This is a genomic window from Gemmiger formicilis, from assembly GCF_900167555.1.
In the GTDB taxonomy this organism is placed as follows: Bacteria; Bacillota; Clostridia; order Oscillospirales; family Ruminococcaceae; genus Gemmiger; species Gemmiger formicilis.
The window spans coordinates 136,806-161,760 of sequence record NZ_FUYF01000006.1 but is presented as its reverse complement, the minus strand read 5'-3'; the positions used below and the strand labels follow the sequence as shown (position 1 = coordinate 161,760).

General features: G+C 64.8%; 29 protein-coding genes. 10 read left to right on the top strand and 19 right to left on the bottom strand.

Translation table 11 applies throughout. The features are described 5' to 3' along the window. Nucleotides 1-51 precede the first annotated feature (51 nt). The 8 genes from B5D32_RS07425 (at nt 52) to B5D32_RS07390 (ending at nt 7,698) form a co-directional block, all read left to right on the top strand. Nucleotides 52-531, top strand: a complete 480-nt coding sequence (locus B5D32_RS07425) for a hypothetical protein (RefSeq protein ID WP_078784430.1) — start codon at nt 52-54, stop codon at nt 529-531. Then, a complete protein-coding gene (locus B5D32_RS07420) occupies nt 518-1,309 on the top strand; it encodes a prepilin peptidase (RefSeq protein ID WP_242943413.1) in 792 nt (263 codons plus the stop codon). The genes B5D32_RS07425 and B5D32_RS07420 overlap by 14 nt, the downstream gene beginning before the upstream one ends. Before the next feature lie 116 nt (nt 1,310-1,425). After that, on the top strand, nt 1,426-2,637 hold the full coding sequence (locus B5D32_RS07415) for a type II secretion system F family protein (RefSeq protein ID WP_159447003.1): 1,212 nt from the start codon (nt 1,426-1,428) through the stop codon (nt 2,635-2,637). Between the two features lie 22 nt (nt 2,638-2,659). Continuing rightward, nucleotides 2,660-3,553, top strand: coding sequence for a type IV pilus biogenesis protein PilM (gene pilM, locus B5D32_RS07410; protein ID WP_078784428.1), 894 nt, complete (start codon nt 2,660-2,662; stop codon nt 3,551-3,553). 38 nt (nt 3,554-3,591) lie between these two features. Then, nucleotides 3,592-4,161: a hypothetical protein gene (locus B5D32_RS07405; RefSeq protein ID WP_078784427.1), complete on the top strand. Its 570-nt coding sequence runs from the start codon at nt 3,592-3,594 to the stop codon at nt 4,159-4,161. 11 nt (nt 4,162-4,172) lie between these two features. Beyond that, nucleotides 4,173-4,946, top strand: coding sequence for a hypothetical protein (locus B5D32_RS07400; protein ID WP_078784426.1), 774 nt, complete (start codon nt 4,173-4,175; stop codon nt 4,944-4,946). Then, nucleotides 4,943-6,631: a GspE/PulE family protein gene (locus tag B5D32_RS07395; protein ID WP_078784425.1), complete on the top strand. Its 1,689-nt coding sequence runs from the start codon at nt 4,943-4,945 to the stop codon at nt 6,629-6,631. The genes B5D32_RS07400 and B5D32_RS07395 overlap by 4 nt, the downstream gene beginning before the upstream one ends. Before the next feature lie 17 nt (nt 6,632-6,648). Then, complete coding sequence (locus tag B5D32_RS07390) at nt 6,649-7,698, top strand: type IV pilus twitching motility protein PilT (RefSeq protein WP_078784424.1); 1,050 nt, start codon at nt 6,649-6,651, stop codon at nt 7,696-7,698. 283 nt (nt 7,699-7,981) lie between these two features. On the opposite strand, the gene B5D32_RS07385 is transcribed toward B5D32_RS07390, so the two are convergent. From B5D32_RS07385 to B5D32_RS07305, 18 genes are all read right to left on the bottom strand, one after another. Next, nucleotides 7,982-8,425 carry a phage holin family protein gene (locus tag B5D32_RS07385; protein WP_078784423.1) on the bottom strand — a complete coding sequence of 148 codons (444 nt, stop codon included), beginning with the start codon at nt 8,423-8,425 and terminating at the stop codon, nt 7,982-7,984. Next, nucleotides 8,425-9,048: a M23 family metallopeptidase gene (locus B5D32_RS07380; protein WP_078784422.1), complete on the bottom strand. Its 624-nt coding sequence runs from the start codon at nt 9,046-9,048 to the stop codon at nt 8,425-8,427. Before B5D32_RS07380 ends, B5D32_RS07385 begins: the two co-directional genes overlap by 1 nt. Before the next feature lie 2 nt (nt 9,049-9,050). Further along, on the bottom strand, nt 9,051-10,502 hold the full coding sequence (locus B5D32_RS07375; protein ID WP_078784421.1) for a hypothetical protein: 1,452 nt from the start codon (nt 10,500-10,502) through the stop codon (nt 9,051-9,053). A gap of 19 nt (nt 10,503-10,521) precedes the next feature. Continuing rightward, nucleotides 10,522-12,108, bottom strand: a complete 1,587-nt coding sequence (locus tag B5D32_RS07370) for a hypothetical protein (RefSeq protein ID WP_078784420.1) — start codon at nt 12,106-12,108, stop codon at nt 10,522-10,524. A 125-nt stretch (nt 12,109-12,233) separates the two neighbouring features. Then, a complete protein-coding gene (locus B5D32_RS07365) occupies nt 12,234-12,581 on the bottom strand; it encodes a DUF6711 family protein (protein ID WP_078784419.1) in 348 nt (115 codons plus the stop codon). A 3-nt stretch (nt 12,582-12,584) separates the two neighbouring features. After that, on the bottom strand, nt 12,585-14,096 hold the full coding sequence (locus B5D32_RS07360; RefSeq protein WP_078784418.1) for a phage tail family protein: 1,512 nt from the start codon (nt 14,094-14,096) through the stop codon (nt 12,585-12,587). A 3-nt stretch (nt 14,097-14,099) separates the two neighbouring features. Beyond that, entirely contained in the window at nt 14,100-14,675 is a 576-nt protein-coding gene (locus B5D32_RS07355; RefSeq protein ID WP_078784417.1) for a Gp15 family bacteriophage protein, read from the bottom strand. Further along, nucleotides 14,672-15,124, bottom strand: a complete 453-nt coding sequence (locus B5D32_RS07350) for a V-type ATP synthase subunit E family protein (RefSeq protein ID WP_078784416.1) — start codon at nt 15,122-15,124, stop codon at nt 14,672-14,674. The genes B5D32_RS07355 and B5D32_RS07350 overlap by 4 nt, the downstream gene beginning before the upstream one ends. Nucleotides 15,125-15,220: 96 nt before the next feature. Then, nucleotides 15,221-15,697: a hypothetical protein gene (locus B5D32_RS07345; RefSeq protein WP_078784415.1), complete on the bottom strand. Its 477-nt coding sequence runs from the start codon at nt 15,695-15,697 to the stop codon at nt 15,221-15,223. Continuing rightward, a complete protein-coding gene (locus tag B5D32_RS07340; protein ID WP_078784414.1) occupies nt 15,694-16,113 on the bottom strand; it encodes a hypothetical protein in 420 nt (139 codons plus the stop codon). Before B5D32_RS07340 ends, B5D32_RS07345 begins: the two co-directional genes overlap by 4 nt. Nucleotides 16,114-16,225: 112 nt before the next feature. Then, nucleotides 16,226-16,627, bottom strand: a complete 402-nt coding sequence (locus B5D32_RS07335; protein ID WP_078784413.1) for a hypothetical protein — start codon at nt 16,625-16,627, stop codon at nt 16,226-16,228. Beyond that, a complete protein-coding gene (locus tag B5D32_RS07330; RefSeq protein WP_078784412.1) occupies nt 16,620-16,991 on the bottom strand; it encodes a head-tail connector protein in 372 nt (123 codons plus the stop codon). The genes B5D32_RS07335 and B5D32_RS07330 overlap by 8 nt, the downstream gene beginning before the upstream one ends. 12 nt (nt 16,992-17,003) lie before the next feature. After that, nucleotides 17,004-17,858, bottom strand: a complete 855-nt coding sequence (locus B5D32_RS07325; RefSeq protein WP_078784411.1) for a N4-gp56 family major capsid protein — start codon at nt 17,856-17,858, stop codon at nt 17,004-17,006. A gap of 289 nt (nt 17,859-18,147) precedes the next feature. Continuing rightward, nucleotides 18,148-18,315 (bottom strand): hypothetical protein, encoded by a 168-nt coding sequence (locus B5D32_RS15190; RefSeq protein ID WP_159447002.1) that lies wholly within the window; start codon nt 18,313-18,315, stop codon nt 18,148-18,150. A 70-nt stretch (nt 18,316-18,385) separates the two neighbouring features. After that, on the bottom strand, nt 18,386-19,714 hold the full coding sequence (locus B5D32_RS07320) for a hypothetical protein (protein WP_143402700.1): 1,329 nt from the start codon (nt 19,712-19,714) through the stop codon (nt 18,386-18,388). A 129-nt stretch (nt 19,715-19,843) separates the two neighbouring features. Next, on the bottom strand, nt 19,844-21,082 hold the full coding sequence (locus tag B5D32_RS07315) for a PBSX family phage terminase large subunit (protein WP_078784409.1): 1,239 nt from the start codon (nt 21,080-21,082) through the stop codon (nt 19,844-19,846). 36 nt (nt 21,083-21,118) lie between these two features. Then, entirely contained in the window at nt 21,119-21,310 is a 192-nt protein-coding gene (locus B5D32_RS07310) for a terminase small subunit (RefSeq protein WP_078784408.1), read from the bottom strand. Between the two features lie 150 nt (nt 21,311-21,460). Further along, nucleotides 21,461-21,883: a sigma factor-like helix-turn-helix DNA-binding protein gene (locus tag B5D32_RS07305; protein WP_078784407.1), complete on the bottom strand. Its 423-nt coding sequence runs from the start codon at nt 21,881-21,883 to the stop codon at nt 21,461-21,463. A gap of 388 nt (nt 21,884-22,271) precedes the next feature. Here B5D32_RS07305 and B5D32_RS07300 point away from each other — a divergent pair, with 388 nt between their 5' ends. Together B5D32_RS07300 and B5D32_RS07295 are read left to right on the top strand one after the other, a co-directional pair. Further along, on the top strand, nt 22,272-22,649 hold the full coding sequence (locus tag B5D32_RS07300) for a hypothetical protein (protein WP_078784406.1): 378 nt from the start codon (nt 22,272-22,274) through the stop codon (nt 22,647-22,649). A 26-nt stretch (nt 22,650-22,675) separates the two neighbouring features. Then, nucleotides 22,676-23,131: a hypothetical protein gene (locus tag B5D32_RS07295; RefSeq protein ID WP_078784405.1), complete on the top strand. Its 456-nt coding sequence runs from the start codon at nt 22,676-22,678 to the stop codon at nt 23,129-23,131. Nucleotides 23,132-23,389: 258 nt separating this feature from the next. Here the strand turns inward: B5D32_RS07295 and cls are convergent, their stop codons facing one another. After that, on the bottom strand, nt 23,390-24,946 hold the full coding sequence (gene cls, locus B5D32_RS07290) for a cardiolipin synthase (RefSeq protein ID WP_143402699.1): 1,557 nt from the start codon (nt 24,944-24,946) through the stop codon (nt 23,390-23,392). Nucleotides 24,947-24,955 lie beyond the last annotated feature (9 nt).

The following is a 24,955-nucleotide window of genomic DNA, read 5'->3' as shown; positions in this document are numbered from 1 at the left end:
CGGCACGGTATACTAAATAGCGTGTTATTATATGGTAGAGGATGTGTAACAATGCTGGCAGCACGACTGGGCGCATGGCTGCGCCATACCGGGGAACGCTGGGCCAAAGCTGCGTTTGCGGAAAAGCTCGCCGTACTGCTGGCGCTGGGCGCTGTCCTGTATACTATTGTGACCGGCGCGGCGGAGCTGCGCTATCAGGCCCGTGCGCGGGAGGCCCTGGCTCAGGTCAAGGCTGCGCGGCTGGCGGCCAGTGCCGTGTCTGCCCAGTGCTACTCCGCCGGGCAGACGTTCGCCGACCAGACAAGCGCGGACGGCTTTGCGGACGGCATCGCCGAGGAAATCCGCACGCTGGGCTCACTGCCCGGCACAGTGACGCTTTTGCAGATCGACCCGAACGGCTACACCGTGCAGCGGCTCTTGTATCAGGAGAACGGCATGTACGCCATCTATGATGCCGACGACGGTTACCGCGTTTTCCGCGCGGAGGACCGGCTGCAATACGGCGCGGGGGTGGGCCATGCTGCTGCTTGAGCTTCTGCTGGGACTCATTCGTTTTCTGCTGGGCGCGGCGCTGTTCAGCTTTATGAACGTCGTCGCGTGGCGGCTGCCGCGGGGCATGGACCCGCTGAAGGGCCGCAGCGTATGCCCGCAGTGCGGCCACACGCTGGGTGCGCCGGACTTAGTGCCTGTGTTCAGCTGGTTATTCTTGCGCGGGCGATGCCGCCACTGCGGTGCGCACATTCCGGCGCGGTACCTGCTGGTGGAGCTTCTGGGCGGCGTGCTGGCGCTGGGCTGCACTTGGCGGTACGGCGCTGCCTACGCCCTGCCGGGCGGGCTGTTCGGCATGAGCTGGGCCGCGCTGCTGGCGCTGGCGGTCTGCGGGATCTTGCTGAGCGTTTCACTCATTGATGCCGAGACGCAGACCATCCCGGACCGGCTGAATCTGGCGCTGGCGGTCTGCGGCGCGGTGAGCGTGCTGCTCTCCCCTGCCGACTGGCTGCCGCACGTCATCGGTGCGCTCTGCGTCAGTGTGCCGATGTTTCTGCTCTGCCTTGTCATCGACGGCGCGTTCGGCGGCGGCGACATCAAGCTGATGGCAGCCACCGGGCTGTTCCTGGGCTGGCAGAATACGCTGCTGGCGATGTTTTTCAGCATTGTTTTTGGCGGTATGTACGGCATATACCTGCTGGCCGCCAAAAAGGCAGGGAAGAAGGACCACTTCGCCTTCGGCCCGTTTCTGTGTGCGGGCATTGTGATCGCGATGCTGTTTGGCGGGCCCGTTTTGGAATGGTACTGCGCGTTTTTGTGATACTCCTTGCCTCCCTCTGCGAGACAGGCTCCCCCGGTACGGGGGAGGTGGCGCTTGCGCCAGAGGGGGCCAAGGGAATCAGCCTTTCATCTATTTCTTTCGGAGGAATCTCCCTCATGCCACGTTTTCGTTATACTGCCACCAATGAGAAGGGCAAGACCGTCCGCGGACTGCTTGAGGCCCCCAGCGAGGAGGCGCTCTACGCCAAGCTGCGCAATGACGGCCTGTACATGACCGACGCGCAGGAGGCCCAGAAGGCCCTCGCGACGTTCCGCCCGCTGAAAACCGCCGTGCTGGCGGATTTCTGCCGCAACCTGGGCACCCTGCTGACTGCCGGTGTGCCGCTGGTGCGTGCGTTCCGCATCATGGCGGACGAGCGCACCATCGACGCTCGCCAGAAGGCCCTGTACGAGGCCATCCTGAGCGAGCTGCGCAAGGGCGTGCCGCTGTCCGATGCGATGGAGTCCTGCGCACCCGCGTTCCCCACCCTGCTGCTGGCCATGGTCCGCAGCGCCGAGGGCACCGGCAGCATCGACCACGCCTGCGCCCGCATGGCGACCTACTATGAGCGCGAGCACAAGATGAACCAGCAGGTCGGCAACAGCATGATGTACCCCATTATCCTGTCCGTGCTGATCGTCGGCGTTATTGCGATTTTGATGACCTTTGTTCTGCCGCAGTTCAAACCGATGTTTGACCAGATGGAGACCCTGCCGTTCCTGACCCAGCTGCTGTTTGACGTCAGCGACTTTGTCGGTGCCAACTGGCCGGTGCTGCTCGTCGTGGCGGCGCTCATCGTCTTTGGCGGCAAGCTCCTGCTGGCGCAGCCGAAGGTCCGCCGCCAGTGGGACCGCTTCATCCTGCACGCGCCGGTGGTCGGCGTGCTGAACCGCAAGATCTGCACGGCGCGCTTTGCCAGCACGCTGTCCAACCTGTACGGCAGCGGCGTGCCCATCATCACGACACTGGCCGCGGCACGCGACGCCATCGGCAACCGCTGGATCGAGAGCCAGTTCGGTGACGCGCTGGACAGCATCCGCGCAGGCCACAGCCTGTCGGAGGCGATTGCGGGCATCGACGGTTTTGAAGTGAAGCTCTCCTCCTCCGTCGCTGTCGGCGAGGAGACCGGCAAGCTGGACAGCCTGCTGGCGACCATCAGCGAGACGCTCGACTATGAGGCCGAGATGGCGACCAAGCGCCTTGTCACGCTGCTGGAGCCCGTTATGATCGTTGTTATGGGTCTCGTGGTCGGCGGCGTCGTGGCCGCGGTCATCGTGCCCATCTACCAGTCCTACGGCACCATCGGCGCGTCGAGCGGTGCGATTTAAATTCTATTCCGGGAGGCCCACCATGGCACTTCTTACCTCTTTATATCTGTGCAGCCGCACGGTGTATGCCGCCGTCGGCACGCCCACGGGCAGCGGGGTGCGCGTTGTCTCCGCCGCCCAGACCGAGCTGCCCGAGGGCTGCCTGATCAACGGCGTCATCACAAACGAGGCGGACCTGACCGCCGCGCTCAAAGAGTTTTTCACCGCCAACAAGCTGCCGATGAACCGCGTGGCGCTGATTGCAGGCGGCAGCCAGTTCATGCACCGCATCCTGACGCTGCCCGCCATGAGCGAGAAAAAGCGGATGGCCGTGCTCTCCCATGAGCTTGCCAGCGGCGGCGCCGAGGTCAAGGCTCCGCTGGACGACTACATGCTGCTCTCCCGCGATGCCAGGACCCGCGTGGATACCGTGCTGGCCACCCGCGTGGAGCAGAGCGTCATTGCCGGGTACGACGCGCTGGCCAAGGCCGTCGGCTTCAAGCTGTACAGCATCGACTTAGGGCTGGCCGCTCCGATCAAGGCCGTGCGCACGATCCCCGATTTGCAGCAAAAAACCTTCGTGCTGCTGCAATTTGACGATGACACGATCTCTGCCTGCCTGTTTGTGCAGGGGCAGTACACCTACTCGACCCGCAGCCGCCTGTTCAACCCGCGCGGCTCGGCGGAGTCCGGCACCGAGATCGCGCAGAAGCTCTCGGGCCTGATCCAGTTCCACACGACCAGCAAGAGCGAGCACCGCATTGAGACGGTCTGCTTTGCCGGTTCCACGGCGGACGACCTTGCGGTCTGCCGCCCGGGCTGTGAGGCGCTGGGCCTGCAGGTGGACCGCTTCCCGGATTCACCCACCGTCAAGCTGCCGTCCGGCACCGCGCTGGCCGATGTGCTCTACGCGGCGGGCAACCTGATCGCACGCTGATTTTTACCTGCAAATACTTGCCCCGGGGGCTTATCATTATGGCTATGAAACAGAACAACTTTTATCTGCGCTGGCAGAAGGCCGCCGGTGCGGCCAAGTCGGAGTCCCGCAGCCAGGGCCTGCGGACGCTGGTGCCCGGCCTTGCTGTCGTGGCTGTCTCCATGCTGGGCTGGGGTGTGCTGACGCTGCACACCTCGATGCTGAAAAGCCAGCGGGAGGACATCCTGAACTGGTGCAGCGACAATACCGAGCCATACCGCGCCGCAACGCAGGATTCCGAGTCTGCGGCGCAGTTCCGCTCGCTGACCGACTATTCCGACGGGATGACCGAGCTGCTGAACAGCTATCCCGACGTGACCAGCAGTCTGCTGCACCGGGTCGAGGCTGCCGGCGGGTCCGGCATCACGATCCAGTTTACCGACTACAACGCATCGACGGGCGAGCTGCTCTTTAACGCGAACTCCTCCCAGGTCATCGACATTCCGGCCTACATCCGTTCCCTGCAGAACTGCGGGGTGTTTTCCACCGTCAGCTACACCGGCTACAAGGCCGATGACGACGGCTATTCCATCGATCTGCGCTGTGTGCTGGCAGCGCCGCAGCAGTAAAGGAGGGCGCTATGGAAATTGCACCAATGACAAAGCGCGATAAAATTCTGCTGTACGTCGTTCTGATGCTGGCGTTCGTTGTGCTTTTTGTCCGGTTCCTGCTGATTCCGGGCCTTGAGAACCACCAGCAGGCCGACGCCGATCTGCGCGAGGCGCAGGACGCCCAGACCTCCATGCAGGATGCGATCATGCTGGCCGGCACCTACGCCGCCGAGAAAAACAACAACTGGGGCGAACTGCAGACCGCCAACGCCAGCTACTACAGCCTGCTGAGCAGTGACGAGCTGGACACGCTGGTGACAAGCCTGGAGCTGAACCACAATTTACAGCCCGACTCGCTGACCATCGGCGAGCCCGTGACCCAGAGCCTTACCTATTATACCGCCAGTGAGAACGCCGGACAGAGCGCTGCCCCCAGCGCAGCCGCGTCCGTCTTTGCCGGTGACGACGACAGTGACGACGACAGCATCACCGCCGACACCGCCGACACGACGGCCCAGGGCAACGCCATTTTGCAGCAGATCTTAGCCTCCGACCTCATCTTGGACTATGACCAGCCGGGCTATTACCGCAGCGTGGCGATCAGCTTCTGCTGCACGGGCGAGGACAGTGATTTTCTTTCGATGCTGGACGACATGGCCGCGAACTACCCGTCCGTACAGCTTGTATCCTTCTCCATCGATACCCGCAGCTTCGCCGACACCGACGGCAGCGCCGTGACGGCCACGGCGTTCAATGTATCCCTGAACGTGATCCTCTGTGACAAAGGAGGCGTACAGCCGTGAAAAACATCCGCCTCGGCGACGTTCTGATCGAGTTCGGCTATATCACGCCCGACCAGCTGAACACCGCCCTTGCCTACCAGAAAGAGCACCGCGACCTGCGCGTCGGCCAGGCTTTGCAGGAGCTTGGCTACGTCAATGAGCGCCAGGTCCTGGAGGCACTGGCCCAGCGCCTCCAGCTTAAAATGATCGACATCGAGCACACCAACGTCGATGTGACCGCCGTTGAGAAGGTCCCGCAGGAGCTTGCGCAGAAGTACGATATGCTGCCGATTGCGCAAAGTCCGCGCGCGCTGACGATTGCCGCCAACGACCCGCTGAACTACTACGCCCTTGAGGACATCCGCCAGCTGACCGGCCTCGAACCGGAGATCGTGCTGGCCGAGCTGGAGCCGCTGCGCCGCGCCATCCGCTACTATTACGCCGAGGTCAGCGCCCGCAAGGCGGCCCGCACCGCCAACGACAGCGACATGGCCGCCGCCCAGACCGAGGATCTGGCCATCGACATGACTGCCGAGGGCGGCGACCTCGACGCGCCCATCATCCGTCTGCTGAACAGCCTCGTACAGCGTGCCGTCACGACGACGGCGTCGGATATTCACATCGAGCCGTTCGAGGGCGAGACGAAGGTCCGTATGCGCATCGACGGCGTCATTATTGACTATGTGACGCTGCAGCGTGCTTTGCACCAGCCGCTGATCGCGCGTATCAAAATCATGTCGAACCTTGACATTGCCGAGCACCGCATCCCGCAGGACGGCCACTTCCGCGCGCGCCTCGAGACCGGCCCCGACGTCAACGTCCGTGTTTCGATCCTGCCGACGGTCTTTGGCGAGAAGGCCGTTCTGCGTATTCTGTCCAGCAACACTTACATCAAAAATGCCGGCCATTTCGGCATGAACGACGAGACCTACAAGCGCTTTCTGCCGCTGCTGAACCGCCCGAACGGCATCGTCTACCTGACTGGACCGACAGGCTCCGGCAAAACGACGACGCTGTACATGGTCCTGCAGACGATTGCCGAGCGGCAGGTCAACGTCTCGACGATCGAGGACCCCGTGGAGCGCAACCTGGCCCGCATCAACCAGACGCAGGTCAACAACATTGCCGGCCTGACGTTTGAGAGCGGTCTGCGCGCCCTGCTGCGCCAGGACCCCGACGTCATCATGGTCGGCGAGACGCGCGACGCCGAGACAGCGTCCATCTCGGTGCGTGCGGCCATCACGGGCCACATGGTTTTCTCAACGCTGCACACAAACGACGCACTGTCGTCCATTGTCCGTTTGGAGGATATGGGTGTCGAGCGGTACATGATCGCAAACTCCGTCGCGGGCCTCGTGGCTCAGCGTCTGATGCGCCGCGTCTGCCCACACTGCGCCAAGCAGATGCCGGTCACGGCGGAGGAGCGCACCTATTTAGGGCCTGACATCCCGTTTGTGCGCCGCGGCACGGGCTGTACCCAGTGCAACGGCACGGGCTACCGCGGGCGTATCGCCATCCACGAGCTGGTCATCATCAACCGTGAGCTGCGCGAACTGATTTCTGCCGGGGCAACGCAGGCGCAGCTGACCGAGGCCGCCCGCCGCAGCCAGGGCATGACGAGCCTGCGCGAGGCCGCCCTGCAGCTCGTCCGCGAGGGCGAAACCACCCCCGAGGAGCTGCTGAAGATCACGTTCTATGAGGAGTGACGGGAGGAGTAACTGCCATGCAGATCCATGAACTCACCGCGCTGGCGCGGAACAGCAAGGCCAGCGATATTCATATCTCCGAGGGGCTGCCGCTGATGTTCCGTATCGACGGGCATCTGGCGGAGGCACCGGTCCAGCTTTCGGCGGCAGAGACGCGCTCACTGATTTTGAGCCTGATGGACGAGGCCCACCGCGAGGCCATCACATCGGAGCGCATCGACGCAGACTTTGCGCTTGTCGCGCCCGACGGTACCCGCAGCCGTGTGAACGTCTTTTACCAGCAGGGCAGGGCCGCGGCCACACTGCGCCTGCTGAACGACTCCATCCCGACCTTGGAGGAGCTGGCCATGCCGCCCGTTCTGACAAAGCTGGCCGACGAGCCGCGCGGCCTGATCCTGGTCACCGGCCCCACGGGCAGCGGCAAATCCACCACGCTGGCCGCCATGATCGACCACATCAATAAGACGCGCAGCGACCACATCATCACGATTGAGGACCCCATTGAGTACGTCTATCAGGGCCGCTGCTCGCTGATCCACCAGCGCGAGGTCGGCGCCGATGTGCGCAGCTTTGCTTCGGCGCTGCGCAGCGCCCTGCGTGAGGACCCCGACGTCATCCTCGTCGGCGAGATGCGCGACTATGAGACGATTTCCGCTGCCGTCACGGCTGCCGAGACCGGACATCTTGTCATGAGCACGCTGCACACCATCGGCGCGGCGCAGACGATCGACCGTATCATCGACGTCTGCCCTGCCGGTGCGCAGAATCAGATCCGCGGCCAGCTGGCCGCCGTGCTGCGCGGCGTCATCACCCAGCAGCTGCTGCCGCTGGCCGTCGGCAAGGGCCGCTGCGCCGCCACGGAGATTCTGGTGGGCACCGACGCCGTCGCAAACCTGATCCGCGAGGGCAAGTGCTACCAGATCCCGAGCATCCTGCAATCCGGCGCGGCCCTTGGTATGCACAGCCTGAACGCCGACCTGGCCCGCCTTGTCAGCACAGGCCGCATCACCCGCGAGGCCGCCGAGCGCTGCGCCACGAACAGGAGCGACCTGAAAAATTACCTGTAAGCAAAATAAAAAAGGGGTATCTGCCGTTCATGCGACAGATACCCTTCTTTTTTACCGACTCGCAGGTTCACGTTGTCAGCCTTCCCCCTTTTGGGGGAAGGTGCCCGAGGCCCCGCCCGAGGGCGGATGAGGGGCAGCCCTGCGGTGGTTACCCGTTCGCGCTCTGCTTTTCGCAAGCTCATCCCTCATCCGGCCCTGCGGGGCCACCTTCCCCCACTTGGGGGAAGGCAAAGCTGCCGCCCATTCACGGGCAAAGCCCCTCCGACCATCGCTGCCGCGCACCTCACTTTTCTGCCCCCTCCTTCCCCTGCGCCAGGATTCTTACCAGCCACCCGGGCACGGGTGCGCCCATGGCGGCGGCGTTCTCGGCAATGGAACCGAGCTCGGTAAAAATGTACCACACCAGCACCACCGGCAGCACCACGCCGTTCACCTCAAGGCCCAGCCCGGGCAGGTTGGCAACGGCCACCGCCAGCACGGCGTCGGTCAGGGCGCACACCAGCACAACGACCACCATCCCGGCCTTGTGCCAGATGCCGGCCCGGGCGGCGGCGCTCGACCACGCGCCCCTGCTGGCCGCGGCGGCGCTGCCGCTGACCCAGTCCAGCGCCATGCAGGCGGCCCACGCCACAACAAGCCAGCCCAGCCAGCCGAACGCTGCCGTAAACGCCCCGCACACCGCCGCCACAACGGCCTTGCCGCTGACAAACAGATTTCGTTTCTCCATTAAGCATCCCTCCATTCGCTTCTGTACAGTCCGGCATCCACCAGCCCGCGGGCCCGGCAGACTTCCAAAACCGCGTCCGCATCGCCCTGGGTGACCGGCCCCACCGTGATGACCTGCATCCGTCCCGCCGCGCCGTACACGCCGACAGCGTTCTCGCACCCCGCATACACCGTCGGGTCCAGCCCGACGCCGCCCGCTGCGGCGCGCACCTCCAGGTGGCAGTGCCTGTACGGCGGGTCGGCCAGCGCCGCATTGCCGGTATTGCCCATGACAGCCAGCGCGTCCCCGCTCGCCACGCGCTGTCCGGCCTTGACCAGAAGCGACGCACAGTGAGCAAAATACAAAAAGTTCACGGCGTCGGGCGTCTGCCCGCGGTCCAGCTGAACACAGACATAATAGCCCCACTCCCAGGTCTTGTCGCGCCTGTCCGTGACGATGCGCGCCCGGGTCACGCGGCCCGTGATGCGCCTGCCTTTATAGTAGGGCATCCGGATCGTCGCGTCGTCCGGGCCCACCACATCAAGCCCGCCGTGCCAGACCTTACCCCCGCCGCGGGTCCAGCCCCAGCGGGCGTAGGGGAAGCGCACCTCGGTGTGGCCCGCAAAAATTCCTGTCTGCTGCATCCTCAGCCTCCTCTGCGCAGGGTGTAGATGACCTTCATCGTCTTGTCGGCGGTCTTTTCCACCGACTTCGGCAGGTCGTTGATCGTCGCCAGATAGTTTGCCCGCAGCACACGCTCGGTACGGATGCGGCTGTCGCCGTAGTAGCGGCGCAGCGGCGTCAGCGGCTCGCCCAGCACCGGCGCTGTTGTGGAAAAGCCCGACGTCGTGTTGTCGTAACCCGCCGCCTCGCAGGAGAACAGCTCGTTCTTCCCAGTGTTCAGCACCACGGCGCGGGTGCGGTAGTAGCAGTACAGCCGCCCGTCGTGGGCGTCGGACAGGTACGCCATGTCGTCGCCGTGCATCGTCACGGCCTGCACATCGGTGGGGTCAGCCAGCGGAAAGCGATAGATCTGCTCAGCCTGGTCCTGGACCATGTAAAGGCTGCCGCCGTAGACCGTGCCGTTCAGCGGCGTGCCGCGGTTCTCACTGATGAAGGACTGCAGATCAACGCCGGTGTTGTTCGGCACGGTGTAGTCCTTTGCCACCAGCGTTTTTCTGTCGTACTCACGTATTTTTACAACGCCCCTTGCGTCAATGTAGTCAACCTCCGGCGCAGACACCAGATAGATTTTATCCGCCTCCGCGTCAAAGCAGATGCGGCAGTAGTCCTCCCCGGCGGAGGAATCCACCTGCAAAAAGTCCGCCACATTCAGCGTGTCGGTGCTCCGCAGGCTGTCCCACAGGCCGGTAGGGTCGCGGCGGAACAGGTCAAGCGTTTTCAGCCCCAACGCGTGATGCCGCAGCTCCAGCACGCCCTCGTCGGCGTTCAGATACCCGGCCACAGCCTCGTCCGCCTCGGGGTCGGCGTAGAGCAGCACGCCCTTCTCGTCGGTAGGGTAGGTCGTTTTGGCCAAAAGGCCCGTCAGCAGCTGGTCACCGCCCAACGCCCCGCCAAAGCCGAGCCGGTCCGCGTTGCAGGCAGCCGCGTCCGGCGCGTCAATCATCTCGGAGTAGTACGCACCCATCGGGTGGGTCAGGCAGACCGAGCCGATGACGCCGTTGGCCTGGCTCGTCGCGAACTCATAGACGTAGGTCACGACGCCGCTCCACGGGTCGATCTTCGTCTCGGTCAGGTTGGCGCTGCCGCGCACCGTGTTTTTGGTCGCGTTGACCTGCCCGGCCATCGCCGTGCCCACAACGCCCGCGCCCGCCGGGGCAAACAACGTGGCCGGGTCGCTGCCCAGCGGCGTGTCGTACAGCAGCAGGCCGCCGTAAAACATCGTCACCAGATCCTTCGGGGCATTCGTGTACCCCTGGTCGCCGCGCCACAGCAGCATGGCCTTGTTCAGGCTGCCGCCGTAGCCGTTAAAAATATTCGACACTGCGTTGGTGATAAGATTATCGCTCTCCACCACCTCCACCGCGCCGGTGTGCACATCGGTCAGTTCAATGCGCGTATGACCGTGCAGGGTCATTGCATCCGCTCCCTTCGTTTTATACATTGATGCTGCGTGCTTTTATTGCAATCGGCAGCAGCGTCTCCTCACATTCCAACGTGCCGTCCCACGGCGTTTCGCTTGCCATGCCCTGCCCGGTCACGGTGGCCTTGATGCCGTAGGGCGCGATCTTCACCGTGCCGCCCGCGCAGACCAGCCGCACCGACAGCCGCGTGACCGTCCCGGCCTCCACCGACGCAAACGGGTAGAACAGCGCCAGCGTGTGTGCGCCCGTCTCCAGCCGCTGCTGCGGCGCAAAATTTTCCACCGGCACGTCGTTTATATAGTACCGCACGGTCAGCGTCAGTACCTTGCCGGTGTCGGGCGCTGCGTCCAGCAGCAGCTGCGCCAGGAACATAGCGCTCGTCTCCTCCACCGCCGTGAAGGCAATTGCCACGGCGGGCGTCTCCACAGTCTGCACCGCCAGCTCCGCCGGGTTCGTGAAGCTGTAATACACGATCCGCTTGCTCTCGGCGCTGTTCTGTAAGCGGCGCAGCGCTTTTTCCGTCGCGCCGTCCGTTGTGCCGCCTAAGTAAGGGTTGCGGCCCACGCCCTTTAAGGTCTGCCGCCCGCGGTAGCGCCAGACGAAATGCGTCACGAGCATCTCGGGCGCAGTGCCGTCCTCCATCGGCAGCGCCACGCGGTCCCCCGGCTCAAACGCCGGGTCGCCGGGCATCGTTACGGTGGCCGGGACGTAGTCCAGCCTTTGCAGCGCCGCAAACAGGTTGTCGGTGATCTGCTGCCGTGTGGCGGGCAGACCCTTTTCGGCCAGCGTCATGTTGGAAATGCGCATCGTCAGGCCGGTATCCTGGCTGCGGCCCGCGGCAAAGCTGCCGTCGTCGGTCTCGATACTCAGCGCCGCGTAGTGGCAGGCAAAGTCCGAGACCGCCGCCTCGCTGCGCGCCGCCGCGGTCAGCGCGGCACAGGGCTTTTCGGCAAAGGTGCGCAGCACCAGCCGCCCCGCGCGGTCCGCCGCCGCAAAGCCGCCCACCAGCTGTGCCACGGCGGCGGCGCACTCCCGCCAGGTAGCCAGGCCGTCCGCGCCGCTCAGCTGGCAGACGAGGGCAGCGTTCGGGTTCAGCGCGCCGATCTCGGCCTCGGTCTGGCCCAGCGTCAGCCCGCAGGCCGCCGCGATCTGCCCCAGCAGCGCATAGGCCGTGCCCTGCATCGTCGTACCATCGTATTTTTGCTGCAAGGCTAGAATGTTGTCATAGGCCTTGATGCTCACATACAGCGCGCGCCGCTCGGCCTCGGCCACCGTGTAAACGCCAAGCGGCACGGTCTCCCACCGCCCGCCGGGTAGCTGCAGGCCGTAGTGCAGCACGAGCTTTGCGCCGTAAAACGCATGGCGGCTCAGGTCGGTGCGCAGGTTGAGCGCCGCCTGGCCGAGGTAGGCGCAGCCAAAGGCCAGCTCCTCCCCCGTGACGCACTGGTTGTCCAGCGTCAGCGACCCGCTCATGAGGTCTGCTGCGTCCAGATTCAGCACCGTGCCGTTTGTCAGCGTCAGCGTGCCCGTCACCCGGTCGGTCCGCGTCCGTGCGCGGATCGCGGTTTTGTAGGCATCCGATACGGAATAAATTGTCACTCACCTCGTTTCCACATCCAAGTAGGGGCGGGGCATGCCCCGCACGCAGCCATCCCATAGACGGCCTGTTGCGGTAAGGCCGCGGGCCGGACATGTCCGGCCCCTACCACCTGCATAATTTTGCATTAAAACTCGATCAGATTCACCGCCACCTCCCACACGGCCTGCCCGTCGCGGGCGGCCTTCAGGTCGGCGGTGCGGTCCCCGGCGTACATCTTCGCCGTGCGCACGCCGCCAAAAAAATACTGCACGGTCATGCTGTCCGGGGCTGTGGCGTTCAGCACCTTGGCGCAGTCCGCCGTCGAGAGCGCCGCCCAGCCGACGCTGATCTTTGCCACGCCGCCGCGCACCCGCTCCCGCACAAGAACGCCGTCCTCGGTGCGGCCCGTGCCGCTGCTGTCCAGATCGGAGAGTTGCACCTTGTACGCACTCGGCGCAGGCAGCGCCGTGCCGTCAATGTTCAGAATTTCCACGCTTCACCTCCCGCCGCTGCGCAGGGCGCGGCGATTCTGGCTGTTGGCGATGACGCTGTCCAGCAGCTCCTCGCCGATGTAAATGTTGATGGGCTGGCCGTCCGCGCTGCCCTGCCAGCCGGCCAGCGTCTCCGCCATGGCCTGCTTGATGGTCGCCAGCGGCGCTTCCACGTTCGTGCCGGTCGTCTGGTCACCGAGCATCGCCAAAAACTGCCGGTTCGGCGGGATGACCGCCCCCTGAGCCAGCGCCGGGACCGGCACCGACGCCGCGTAGCCCAGCCCAGGCAGCGCACTTTGGCTGCTGACCAGCTTGCCCGCGCCGCCCAGCACACTGCCCGCCATGCTTTTGGCTTGTCCGATGGCCGACAGCAGCCCGTTGATGGCCGCCGCAATGGCCGCGACCATGCTGCGCACAACGCCCAGCACCGTGGAGACCGCCGTCTGCACAATGGAGACGATGCGCCCCCACACGGTAGAGACCGTCGCGGCCATCGCAGCCCAGGCAGCGTCCCACTCGCCCCGCAGCACGGCGGTCAAAAAGTCAGCCATACCGCGCAGCACCGCCAGCGCAATCGTGATGCCGTCCGCAATGATGCCCACCGCACCGGTCACCGCCGTGCCCAGCGCCGCAAACACCTGCACGGCCACAGGGGCCAGCGCCGTGATGAGCCACTGCACAAACGGGGCCAGCACGGTGTTCCACAGCGTCAGCAGCAGCGTCGTCACCGCGCCGAGGCACGCCGTCAGCTCGTTCCAGAGCGGCTGCAGGTGCGCGGTCCAGAGCGCACCCAGCAGGTCAAACAGCTGCACCAGCACAGGCTGCAGCACCTCGCTCCACAGCGCCGAAACGATGCCGACGACGTTCTGCCACCCCTGCGCAAGGCCGTCCAGAATCGGCTGGCCATAGGCGGCCCACGCCTGCTCCATGCCCGCCCAAAGCCCCTGCCAGACCGTGCCCAGCAGCGCCAGCGCGGGCTGGACCACCGTAGAGAGCGCCGCGCAGAGCTGCTCCCATACGCCGGCTGCCGCCGCGGAAAGTCCCTGCCAAACCGTCTGCCACGCTGCGGCGAACGGCGCAAAAAATTCCTGCAGGTACGCCCAGAAATCCGCCCACGCACCGCGCAGGCTCTCCAGCACGCTCTGCCAGACTGCCGTCAGGCCGCTCAGGTCGCTGCCCGCTGTACCGCTGCGGCGTGCCGCGGTGGATCTTGCGGCCTTCTCGGCCTTCGCCGCGGCCTCGGCGGCCTTTTTTTGCTTTTCCGGCGCCGCCGTTTTGTCCTCCGCCGGGGCGGACAGGCGGTTGATCTCGTCAAATTTTGCCAGACTGCGGGCCGATTTCACGCTCTGTGCCGCCGCAGCCCGCAGCGACACGCGCAGCTCGTCCACAACGTTGCGCGCCTGCTGCCCGGCGTCGCCCACGCTCCCCAGCGCCGCAGAAATTTTATCCAGCGCCGTGCGCAGGGACGCCGAGGGCTGCTTCAGTGTTGACAGCTCGTCAAAGGTTATCTCCTGCATTTCTCATCCCCCCAGCAATTCCAGCAGCCGCCTTTTCTCCGCCTGTTCCTCGGCGCTCTCCACGCCCCGCAGCTCCACCACGGCGCGGTGGGTGCGGTAATAGTCCAGCTCCCAGTTTTCCAGCCGCTTGCCGCGGCGCAGCTTATCACGGATGGCCACCACCGTCGCAAAGCTCCCCTCGCCGATGGCATCGAACCACGCCAGAAAGCTCCACCAGTGCAGGTAGGGCAGCGTGCGCACATCCTGCCCCGCGGCCTTGCTGATGCCCGCGGCGATCAGCGGTGCGTCCTGCTGCCAGTCCATCAGCGCGGGGCCGGGGCGGGGCTGCTCGCGGCGGCCCGCCGCCAAAAACTCGGTCAAAAACTGCGTGGCATCGGGCCAAAGCGGCTGCGGCAGCGCGGCAAACTCCGGGTAGAACAGCCGCATGGCCACGTACCAGCGCTCGCTCTGGTCCAGCGCCGGGTCTGCCTGGCCGTTCAGCCAGCGCAGCAGCTCCAGCACGTCGCGGTAATCGCTGCGGATGGCATACCGCACGCCGCCCAGCTCCGCCTGCATCGGCAGTCCCCACGCCCCGGTCATACTGCGCCCCGCTCGGCGCGGGCGGCATCGGCCCGGGCTGCGGCGGCATCGGCGGCAGCGGTCAGGCGGCGCTCGGCGCCCTCACGCAGGATCGGCGTCAGCGCCTCCAACAGGTTCTGCACCACACGCTTGCCGTTGGCCCCGACACCCGCCAGGTTCACCCCGCCCAGGATCGCGTCAAAGTCGTTCTCCGCGCCAAAGATGCCGGTCAGCAGCTTCTTGATCTTGCCGTCGTACTCGTTCAGCAGGGCCAGCCCCGCCGCGGCGCGCTGCTGCTCGTCGCCGTCCAGCGCCGCCAGCGCCTTTGTCAGCGCGGCGTCGCAGCTGTCAAGCTCTGCCCCCGCCGCAAAAAAGCGGTGGTAGAGGTTCGGGTCTGCCGGGTTAAATCGCAGCACCCCGCGCCCGTTGACGCGGAATTCCTCCACGCCGGTGTCAATGTTCAGCTCCATCGTACTCTCCTTTCTTCAAAGCCTTCCCCCCTCGGGGGAAGGTGGCGCCGCAGCGCCGGATGAGGGGCAGCCTTCCGGCAGCCGCTCTTTTGCCTGTCACGCCTGCGTAAACTTCTTGGTTGCCGGGTCAAACGTGCCCTTCGTCTTGACGCCGGTGTAATGCACGTTGAACGGGATCTGGTAGCCGGTGGTGTCACCGCCGTAGCTGACGACCTCGATGTAGCATTCCTCGCGCACTGCGGGGTACGCCCCCGCCGTATCCTTGTCCCAGAGCTTGACCTCGACGATGTCGGTTTTCAGGTCATCCAGCACCAGATCGCCGTCGATGATGGCCTGCAGACGCTCAAACAGCGGGTCGCCCGGCTCGGCGTAGTAGGGGCTGACCTCGCCCTGTTTCTGGTAGCCGTTGATCGTAACCGTCGTCTCACCGACGATATTCGACTTTTTTTCCACGTTCGCGGTCAGCTCGGGGGAGTATTCCTCCAGATCGCTGCCCAGGCGGGTGTAGCTGGCGTCGCCGCTGCCAAAGGCGGCGTTCAGGTAGTGGGCCATGTACTTGCGTTCAATTTTCATGTGGTTTCCTCCGTATAAACTTGTGTGTATTCCGCTTGTAAACGCACGGTGTAGACCGCCGTGCCGCCCGCGTCGGCGCGCTCCATGCGGCCCTGCTCGGCGCGCAGGACCTCGCGCCCCGCGTTGCCCAGCACCGGCCCGCGGCCTGCGGCGCTCTCCGCTGCCGCCCAGGTCTGCAGATCCAGCAGCCGCGCGGCGTTGTCGGCATCGGTGCGCGGCAGGCAGAGCCGCAGCGTGAACTCCGCCCGGCAGCGCTGTGTCACGCGGCCCAGCAGGTTTTCCCGCCGGTCCAGCACCGTGATGCCCCGGCACCACAGCCCCGCCGTGTATGGCGCGGGGCCAACGTCCCCCACCGTCAAAGAAAGCCCCTGCAGGGCAGGGGCCCGGGCCAGAAAGGCCGTCATTTTTGTAAGCATGGTTTGCCTCCTTCTCTAAAGCCTTCCCCGAGGGGCTGCGCTCGCAAGCGCGCCCCTCATCAGCCGCCTGCGGGCGGCAGCTTCTCCCCCGGGGGAGAAGCCAAAAAAATTCTCACCTCGTCAGGCTCCTCACGCCCGTTCCGCTTCCGTTCCACCAGGCACCGGCCTCGACATGGTGCGGTTTACCGCGCAGCCGCATCGGCAGCACGTACTGCACCAGCGCCGCACCCTCCACCGCCGCAGGCACAAAGCCCGGCCAGTCGGCCCAGGTCAGCGCCGGGCCCTCGCCGGGGAACAGCCTGTCCCCCGGTGCCAGCGTATAGTCTGCGCCGTACCGGGCCGTCGTCTCCGGGATGACCACCAGCAGCGCCGTGCCCCGGCGTGTGCCGCCTGCGTCGGGCAGCTCCCGGCGGCCCTGCTGCCAGCAGACGCCCCGCAGTACGGTGCGCACCACGGTCTGCGCCGCCGCGTCGGCGTGGTAGAGCGTCACGGTATCGCGGTACAGCTTATTCATGGGGCAGCCACCGCCCGATCCGCAGATAGTAGCCCGCCTCGTGGCGGAAATGCGCCGCCCGGTCTGCCAACGTGCGGGAGCACAGCTCGGGCGGCGCGGTGTAGGTCTCGCTCACGCTGCCGACGCTCACCTTCGCAATGCCCCGGGCTTCGTCCTCCTGCGCGAACTCGTACATTGCGTCGGCCACAGCGCAGAGCGCCATGCTCTCGGCCAGCTCCGGGTCCAGCCCCTGGCGCGGTGCCACGGCGTACATCTCCCGCATACGGCGCAGCTCGTCCCCGGCGCGTCTGATGAAGCGGGGGAACTCCTTCTCCGGGATGTCCTCGCCCAGGTAATCCTCTACGTAAAAGGTATAATCCGGCACGCGCACGCCCCCTTACGCCTTGAACTTTGCCAGCACGACCTTAGCCTCATTGGACAGCACAGCGACATAAAATTCGTCCGCCGTGATTTCGGTGGTGCGGGTCTTGGGCTTGCGCTCAGTTTCAATGTTGACCTCGCGCTTGCGGTAGATGGTCAGCGCCGGGATCTCGTCGTCGGCCTCGGGGTCGGCCTCCAGCTTGACGATGGGGCAGGCGTAGACGCCTTCGGCCAGCGGGACCTTCTTGCTGGGCACAAGGCGGCAGCCCGCGATCATGCCGATCTCGCCGGTCAGGCTGACGCCGGGCGTGTACTTGTCGGCGCTCAGGAAATCGGGGTTCTTGCGCAGCTGGGTGACCTGCTTCGGGTGGATGAACAGCACCTTGTCGGAGCAGCCCATCTCCTCCTCAAACAGGTCAACAGCATCGACGATGGCGTTGTAGCTGATCTGGGCCTGGCTGCCGTCGTAGATCAGGCTTGCGGTCTGCAAAGCGTCCATGCAGTCATTGTCGACCTTGGCGGCAATGGCCTGCGCCAGCTGGGTATTGGCCTCGCCCACCGGGTTGCCGTAGCCGGACAGCACGGCCTCGTCGGTCAGGCCGATGCCCTTCATGGCCTTTTTGATGGTGGCCTTGCGGGTGGAGGTCGTCATCTTCTCAATGGCGACCTCGCCGCCCTCGGCCACGTCGGAGGCGTCGCCGATGTAGGTGTAGGCGGGCACGGTGATGGTATCGCCGGGCACGCCCTGCAGCGTATCGTCAATTTTGGCAAACGGTGCCACGCGCAGCTTCTTCGGGATGCGCGCGGACACCATATCTCCCATAACCTCAGGGTCGATCAGTTCGGACAGCTTCGTGATGAAATCAGACATATAGTTTCTCCTTTTTTGTGTTTTTACTTTTGTACGGTAGGGGCCGGGCATGCCCGGCCCGCCGGCTTTTTGTTGGTCGCCCCTTTATCAGTTTGCTTTGCGGGGAGGGGTCTTGACCCCGCCGCGGCGGCCAGAGGGCTGGCCGCCCTACAAACTCCCGTGTACGTAATTTGCAGGGGAGGGTTTTCCCCCTCCCGCGGGGCGTCGAGGACGCCGCCCCCTACAAGCCTCCCTTGTCAAAGGGAGGTGCCGAGCGTAAGCGAGGCGGAGGGATTCCTCCCGCCGCCCCTCACTTCCTCAACTCTTTATAAACCTCCGGGTTCTCCTTCTTCAGCGCCAGTCTCTCCCGGTATCCCATCCGCGCAAAGGCGTCGCGGTCCAGCGCTACCGGCACGCTGCCGGTCCCCGCGGCATAGGGCGCGGGGGTCTGCATCGGCTTGTTCTGCTCGTTCTCCATTGTATTTCACCTCACTTTCTGCAGCATCGTAGGGCGGGGTGACCTCACCCCGCCACACTGCATGGCAGGCTCATTGCGCCCGCCCTGCATCGCCCATAAACCGGCGGCGAATCTCAGCCAGCTCCGCCTCGGTCTCATGCGGCAAATCAAAATACCACGCCAGCGCCAGCTCGGGGCGCAGAAGCCCCGCGTCCACCAGCTCACGCTGCTCGGCCCAGATACGCGCACGGTCATACAAAACACCGTCGCCCCAGTCGATAGCCGGGGCTGCGGTCTGCGGCAGACCGTCCAGCCCGTACACCGCGCCCAGCGCACTGCACAGCGCCATGGCCTGCTGCACCGTATCCGTCCACGCGCTCTGCAGGTCGCGGATCGTCAGGTCGTAGTCCACCGACGTTGCGGCGATCTCCGTCGCCGTGCGCGGCTCGGCGGGGGTCTCGACCTCGCTCAGAATGCCGCGGCGCAGGCCCAGCAGGCTCTCACACCCGCGCAGAAGATCCTGCTTGCGGGCCAGATAGCTGCCCTCCCGCAATGTCGGGCTGTAGACCGTCACGCCGACATTGGCCGGGTCGTCCGGCAGACCGACAAACAGATCGTCCTGCAGCGCACGGCGGCCCTGGGCATCGGGGCGCAGCAGGTCTTCCGAGGCAAAAACGCGGGACGCACCGTTCGCAAATTCGGCGTTCAGCTGCTCCTCGCAGCGGGCCAGTGCGTGCAGCAGCCCCGCCGCCGGGGCGTAGATGCTGACCGCGTCGGGGCTGCCGTCCACACAGTTCATCAGCGGCGTTTTCAGCACGGCCAGCCCGACGCCCTGCACCCCCGGCAGCACAAGCTGCGGGACCAGCTCCGCACAGGCGGGCAGCGTGGCCAGCGGCACACAGCGGCCCAATGTCTGGCCGTTCAGCTCAAACAGCCGCGTTTCGATGGTCAGGCCGTCCGCGCCCGCGGTGCGGCGCTCCAAAAGGGCGTACTGCCGCCCATCGACGCTGTGCCGCTCCATCGTGCCGACGGCCAGAAGGCTGCCGTGGGCGTCGCGGGCCAGCGGCACGTAGCAGTCGCGCCGGATGGCCGCAAAGTCGAACGCCCCGTCCCGCGGCACCGGTTTCAGCAGACACTCTCCGCCCACCAGCGCGTACTGCATCGCGGTCTTGGCCGCCGCGTTCAGCGCCGACAGGCTGCGGCGCAGCGGGTCCGGTGCCTCGGGCGGCAGGCGGGTCTCGTACTCGGCAAAGACCGTGCGGCAGAGCTTGCCGACGATCAGCGCCGCCACACGGGGCGCGGCATCCTCGCCCGCGCGCGGCACGCCGTAGTACAGATCAAACCATTCCCGCACCGCCGCCCGCATTTTGACAGATGTAACGTCACTTTTTCCAAATGCCTGTTCCAAATAGGATTGCAAATCATCCTCTCCTTTCTTCATTGCCACGCGGTAGGGGCCGGGCATGCCCGGCCCGCGGCCTTCCCGCAGACTTCCGTTTTCGCCAGGCTGCGGGCCGCACATGTGCGGCCCCTACATGCGCAGCACATTTTAGCTTCCTCTCCTTCTCCACACCCCCTCCACCGCGTACCGCACCGCGTCAATGTGGTGGTTGTTCACGTCTGGGTAGCCCGGCAGCACCTCGCCCGTCCGCGGGTCGCGCTCGTACTCGTACTCACTGAACTCCGCCGCCGTGGCCGGGCAGCGCACCGGGTCAATGATGATCGCCGCCAGCCCCTGCAGCCACTTCATGCTCTCGCGCACGCTGCCGGGGCCCTTCTGGGCTGCGCGGCAGGGCAGCCCGGCGGCGCGGTAGTCGGCGCAGGATTTCGGCTCGGCGGCATCCGCCGTCAGCGGGCCGTCCATGCCTGCGCCACGCGCCAGCAAAAGCTCTGCCGTCTCGCGGTTCGGCGTGCGGCTGCGCGTCAGCTCGTCAAAAATCACCAGCACCCGCCGCGCCGCATCGTAGGCCGCGGCGTTGTAGGCCCAGGGGTCGGGGTACCAGCCCCAGTCCACGCCGTAGTAGACGCGGTCATACCGTTCCAGCTCGTCGTCCGGCACGGCCCGCAGCTGCAAATTGGCAAACACCGCCGCGCCGCTGCCCACGACCTCGCCGCCGTACTCATGGCGGAACGCCGCCGGGTTCATCCGCTGCAAGTGCTCGGCGTCGGCCCAGAACCGCTCGCCCAGCATGGCCCGCGGCAGATCGCGGTAGGTCGAATGGTGCACCAGCTTGCCGGGGCGGGTCTCCAGCGCGTAGCGGTTGGCCCAGCTGCGGGCCATGGCCGGCGGGTTGAAGCTCTTTAACGTCAGCGTCCAGCTGCCGCCGCGCAGCACGGTCTGCTCGACGTTGCGCACCTCCTCGGGGCCGTCGAACTGGTCAAGCTCCTCAAACCAACAAATGCCCACAGCGCCGAACGGCAGCTTTAAGCTCTTGAGCTTGCCCGGGTCGTCCGTCCCGAAGAATAAGATCTTCTGCCCGGTGGGCAGATAGGTGCACTCCATCGGGCTGACCGTGCAGCGGAAATACCCCGCGCACCCCAGCTCCCCGATGGCCCATACGATCTGGTTGTACACGCTGTTGCGCAGCGTGCCGCCGACCTTGCGCAGCACCACAGCGTGGCAGTCCGGGTGGCGCAGCAGCTGCCAGACCAGCTCCATCGAAAGATAGCTCGACTTACCGGACCCGCGCCCGCCCTTGGCCACGACCTCGGTCACCTCGCCGCGCCGTATCGCCTGATGCACGGGCCAGAACACGCCGGGTATCTTCTCCTTCAGCCGCACTTCCACCTTGGCGCCTCTCTCCTCTCTCCTATCTCCTCTCTCCTAACTTTCACTGTCCACAATGACCACCCCCTCTGTTTTCGCCCCGTCGCCCAGGCCCAGATGCTTGTACAGCATTTCCAGCGCGCGCAGCTTGTCGGCCACCTTGACCGGCAGACCGCCCTCCTCGCCGGGGACGGCAAAGGCGATCTCGGCCAGCTCGTCCAGCACATGGTCCGCGTCGATCTCACACAACGGCATCCCTCCTTTTCCCGAATGGGTATAAAAAAACCCGCGGGAGGAATCACTTCCTCTCACGAGTTTCGATGGTATCATATTACCACTGTTGGTTGTGAAATACAATGAAATTTTGCGAAATCTTCGGGAAATTTACTGAAATCTTTTTTACGCCCGCTTCGGCACGGCCATCCCCTCCACAGCCGTCCGGTGCAGTTGGTACGCCCGGCGCTGAACTACCCCCATCGCCTCCGCGATTTCCGAAAAATTCTGCCCCATCACATAGCGGCGGCGCAGCACCTCCTGCCCCGGCCTATCCCGCACCGTCATGATGCCGCACATAATTTCCGCGCGCGTTTCCATGCAGCTTTCCAGCTGCTGCTCCAGCCTTTTCTGCGCTTCTTCGATACGTTCTACGGCCCGCGGCAGCCTGTCCGCGTTAGGGCCGCTGCGCCCGGGCATGCCGCTCATGCAGGCCGTCACCCGCTCGGCGTCGCTGCGCAGCACCTCGATTTCTTCTTCCAGCATGTGCTGGCAGCTGACAGACGCCTGATAGCGACCCAGCCACTCCACTTTTTCCTTATAGTCCATCGCTGTCCTCCTTATATGTTGCCGCTCCTGTCAGGTATTGTTGGTTACTCTCATCTTAATGCAACAACATATAGTTGTCAATATATTTTTGCAAATTCCCGTCTGGCAATCCCAAAAACCGGACTTCCGCTTCTCTTTCCGCTTTCCCGCTTGACACCCGCCGCCCATCCATGCTACGATGACGATACTAAAGGCAATACCGCATAATTCCCGCCTTACGGCTTAAGCACCGCTCCGGCGGCTGCGGCACGGCATCTGCGTTGCCAAAATGCTCGATAATACACAAAGTATTATCTGCGCTTTTGGCTTAGCAGCTGCCGCACCTCGCTCGCCGTATCGGCACTTAGAATTATGCGGTATTGCCTATAAAGAAAAGGAGTGTTCCGCCATGAAGCATCCAAAGGGCATCTGGCTCCGCAGGGGTCTGCTCCCCTATTACCTCACGGGTCATCGGCTTGCGCTGGCTCTCCTGCTCAGAGATAAGCCCAGCACCGCCGCGCAGCTTGCGGCGGCGCTCACCGAAAAAGGCTATCGCACCGACCCGCAGACGCTCGAAAAATCGCTGGCCCGCCTGACGCGGCTCGGCATCGTCTCGGTCTCCGACAACGTCTACCGCTGCACCTGCGAGAAGCTCGACGCCGCCCGCTATTCGGAGTCCCAGCTCCTCGACCTGGTCGGCATGACCCAGAGCACCGTAAACGGCACTGCCTTTTACACCACCACCCCGCCCCCAAGCGTCAGCTCCCGCGGTCCCAGCGGCTCCTGACCTTTTTATAAGGAAGGGGTCCCTTCATGAAACATCTTTCCCGCCTTGCCGCCTGCCTTCTGGTGCTGACCGCGCAGGGTGCCGCTGCAGGTTCCGCGCGTCTCACCTTGAGCACCTCCACCTTTGACCTCACCCGGCGGGACAGCCCTGCCGCCTGCAAAACCGGCCTACCCAATGACTCCGGTATGCTGGCCGCCCGGAAAAGCCCCTTCTGCCTGGGCCTGCCCTGCGCCTACCGCACCGTAGCCGAGGAATACGTCCCCGGCCAATGCGGCTACCGCTATGATGCGGTAGGCGGTTTGAGCTGGGGCATTCCCTACTGCGTCGGCGTCATGGCGCTGGGCTGGCAGGTCGCGCCTGCCCTGACAAACGAGGAAATGCTGCAAACCCTGCTGGACACCGCCGCCCCTAACGCCGACGGTCTCCGCATCATCGACCCGGTACATTTTATAGAAACGCTGGAGCGCGAATACGCCTCCTGAAACCACAAAGCCCGCCCCGGTCTGACCCGGGACGGGCTTTGCGTATTGCTCAGAATGTCAAAAAACTCTTGTAGGGGCGAGCATTGCTCGCCCGCCTGTTTCCGGGGCGTTTGCGTCAGCGGTCCACTTTCCCGGAGGGGTCAAGACCCCTCCCTACGGTCTGCCATACACGGGTACCTTGTAGGGAGCGGTCTTGACCGCTCCGTGCCCGTTTGCGTCAGCGGATGCTCCCCGTGTCGTCGGGGACTCCCCCCGCCTTCAGCACAACGGTGCCACCAGCCGCAGCACCGCGCTGTACAGCGTGCCAAAAAATTCGGTCCGGCAGTCCGCCAGCGTCACTGCGGCACTTTCCTTTTCGATCTCCGCCAGATCGCGCCGCACATCGTCCAGCACCGCGCCGCCGTAGAGCAGCACGCTGTTCTCAAAATGCAGGTACAGGCTGCGGTAATCCAGATTCACCGTGCCCACCGCGGCAATGCGGTCATCCACCAGCCAGGTCTTGGCGTGCAGAAAGCCCGGCGTGTAGCTGTAAATTTTAACGCCTGCCCGCAGCAAATGCGGGAAATAGCTCCGCGTCAGCTGGTAGATCGTCGGCTTGTCCGGCACGCCGGGCGTGTAGATGCGCACATCGACGCCGCGCTTGGCTGCCAGCCGCAGGCAGGACAGCAGGTCGTTGTCCAGAATCAGGTACGGCGTGCAGATGTACAGCCGCTTCTGCGCCTGGTTGATAAGTTCCAGATACACGTTCTTCGCCACGGCCTCGCGGTCCACCGGGGTGTCGGCAAAGGGCTGCACCAGACAGTCCGTTTCCACCGGCACGGCGGCGGGCAGGTCGCAGCCCGCGTCCAGGTCCTCGTCGGGGTATTTTGCCTTCCAGAACGTCAAAAAGATGTTTGCCAGGCTCGCTGCGCCGGGGCCATCCAGCCGGACGCCGCTGTCCTTCCAGTAGCCGAACCGCACGATTTTATTGATATACTCGTCCGCCAGATTCACACCGCCCGTAAAGGCGATCTGCCCGTCGATGACCATGATCTTGCGGTGGTCGCGGTTGTTCATGACCAGGTTCAGCATCGGCACGCAGCGGTTGAAGCTGAACGCCCGGATGCCGTCGGCCCGCATCATCTCGGCGTAGTTGTGGGGCAGCAGGCTCAGGCAGCCCGCGTCGTCGTAGATGACCCGCACGTCCAGCCCTGCCGCGGCCTTCCGGCGCAAAATCTCGTGGATCTTCCCCCACATCTCGCCCATGCCGATGATAAAGCTCTCCACATAAATGCTGTGCTGTGCCCCCTGCAATGCGGGCAGCATATCGGCAAACATGCTCTGCCCGTCCGGGTAATATTTCGCCGCTGTGCCGCCGCAGACCGGCATCGGGCCGTAGTCGTGCAGGTAGCGGGCCGTCAGCGCGGCGCGGGGGTCCTGCCGCTGCAAGGCCGCCGCGGCGTCTGGGTCGTCCTTCCGCGCCGGGGCCATTGCGTCCTCGGCGCGCTCCAGCCGGTGGCGCAAGCCCAGCGCCGGGCGCTTGTTGCCCCACAGCAGGTACAAAATGCCGCCCTGCACCGGCATAACGGAAAACAGGATCATCCAGCTGATCTTAAACTCCGGCACCGTGGAATCCTGCCGGATCAGCGCCAGGCACATGATAATGCTCATGGCCACGCCCACGCCGCCGAACCATTTGGCGTAGTCCGCCAGCCAGTAGAACAGCGCAAACAGCCAGAACGCCTGCAGCAGAAGAAGCACGCCGGTCACAACAATGCGGCTGAACACCAGGTTCAGCACCCGGCGCAGCATCAGACGCCAGTTCCGTTTTTTCATACAAACCTC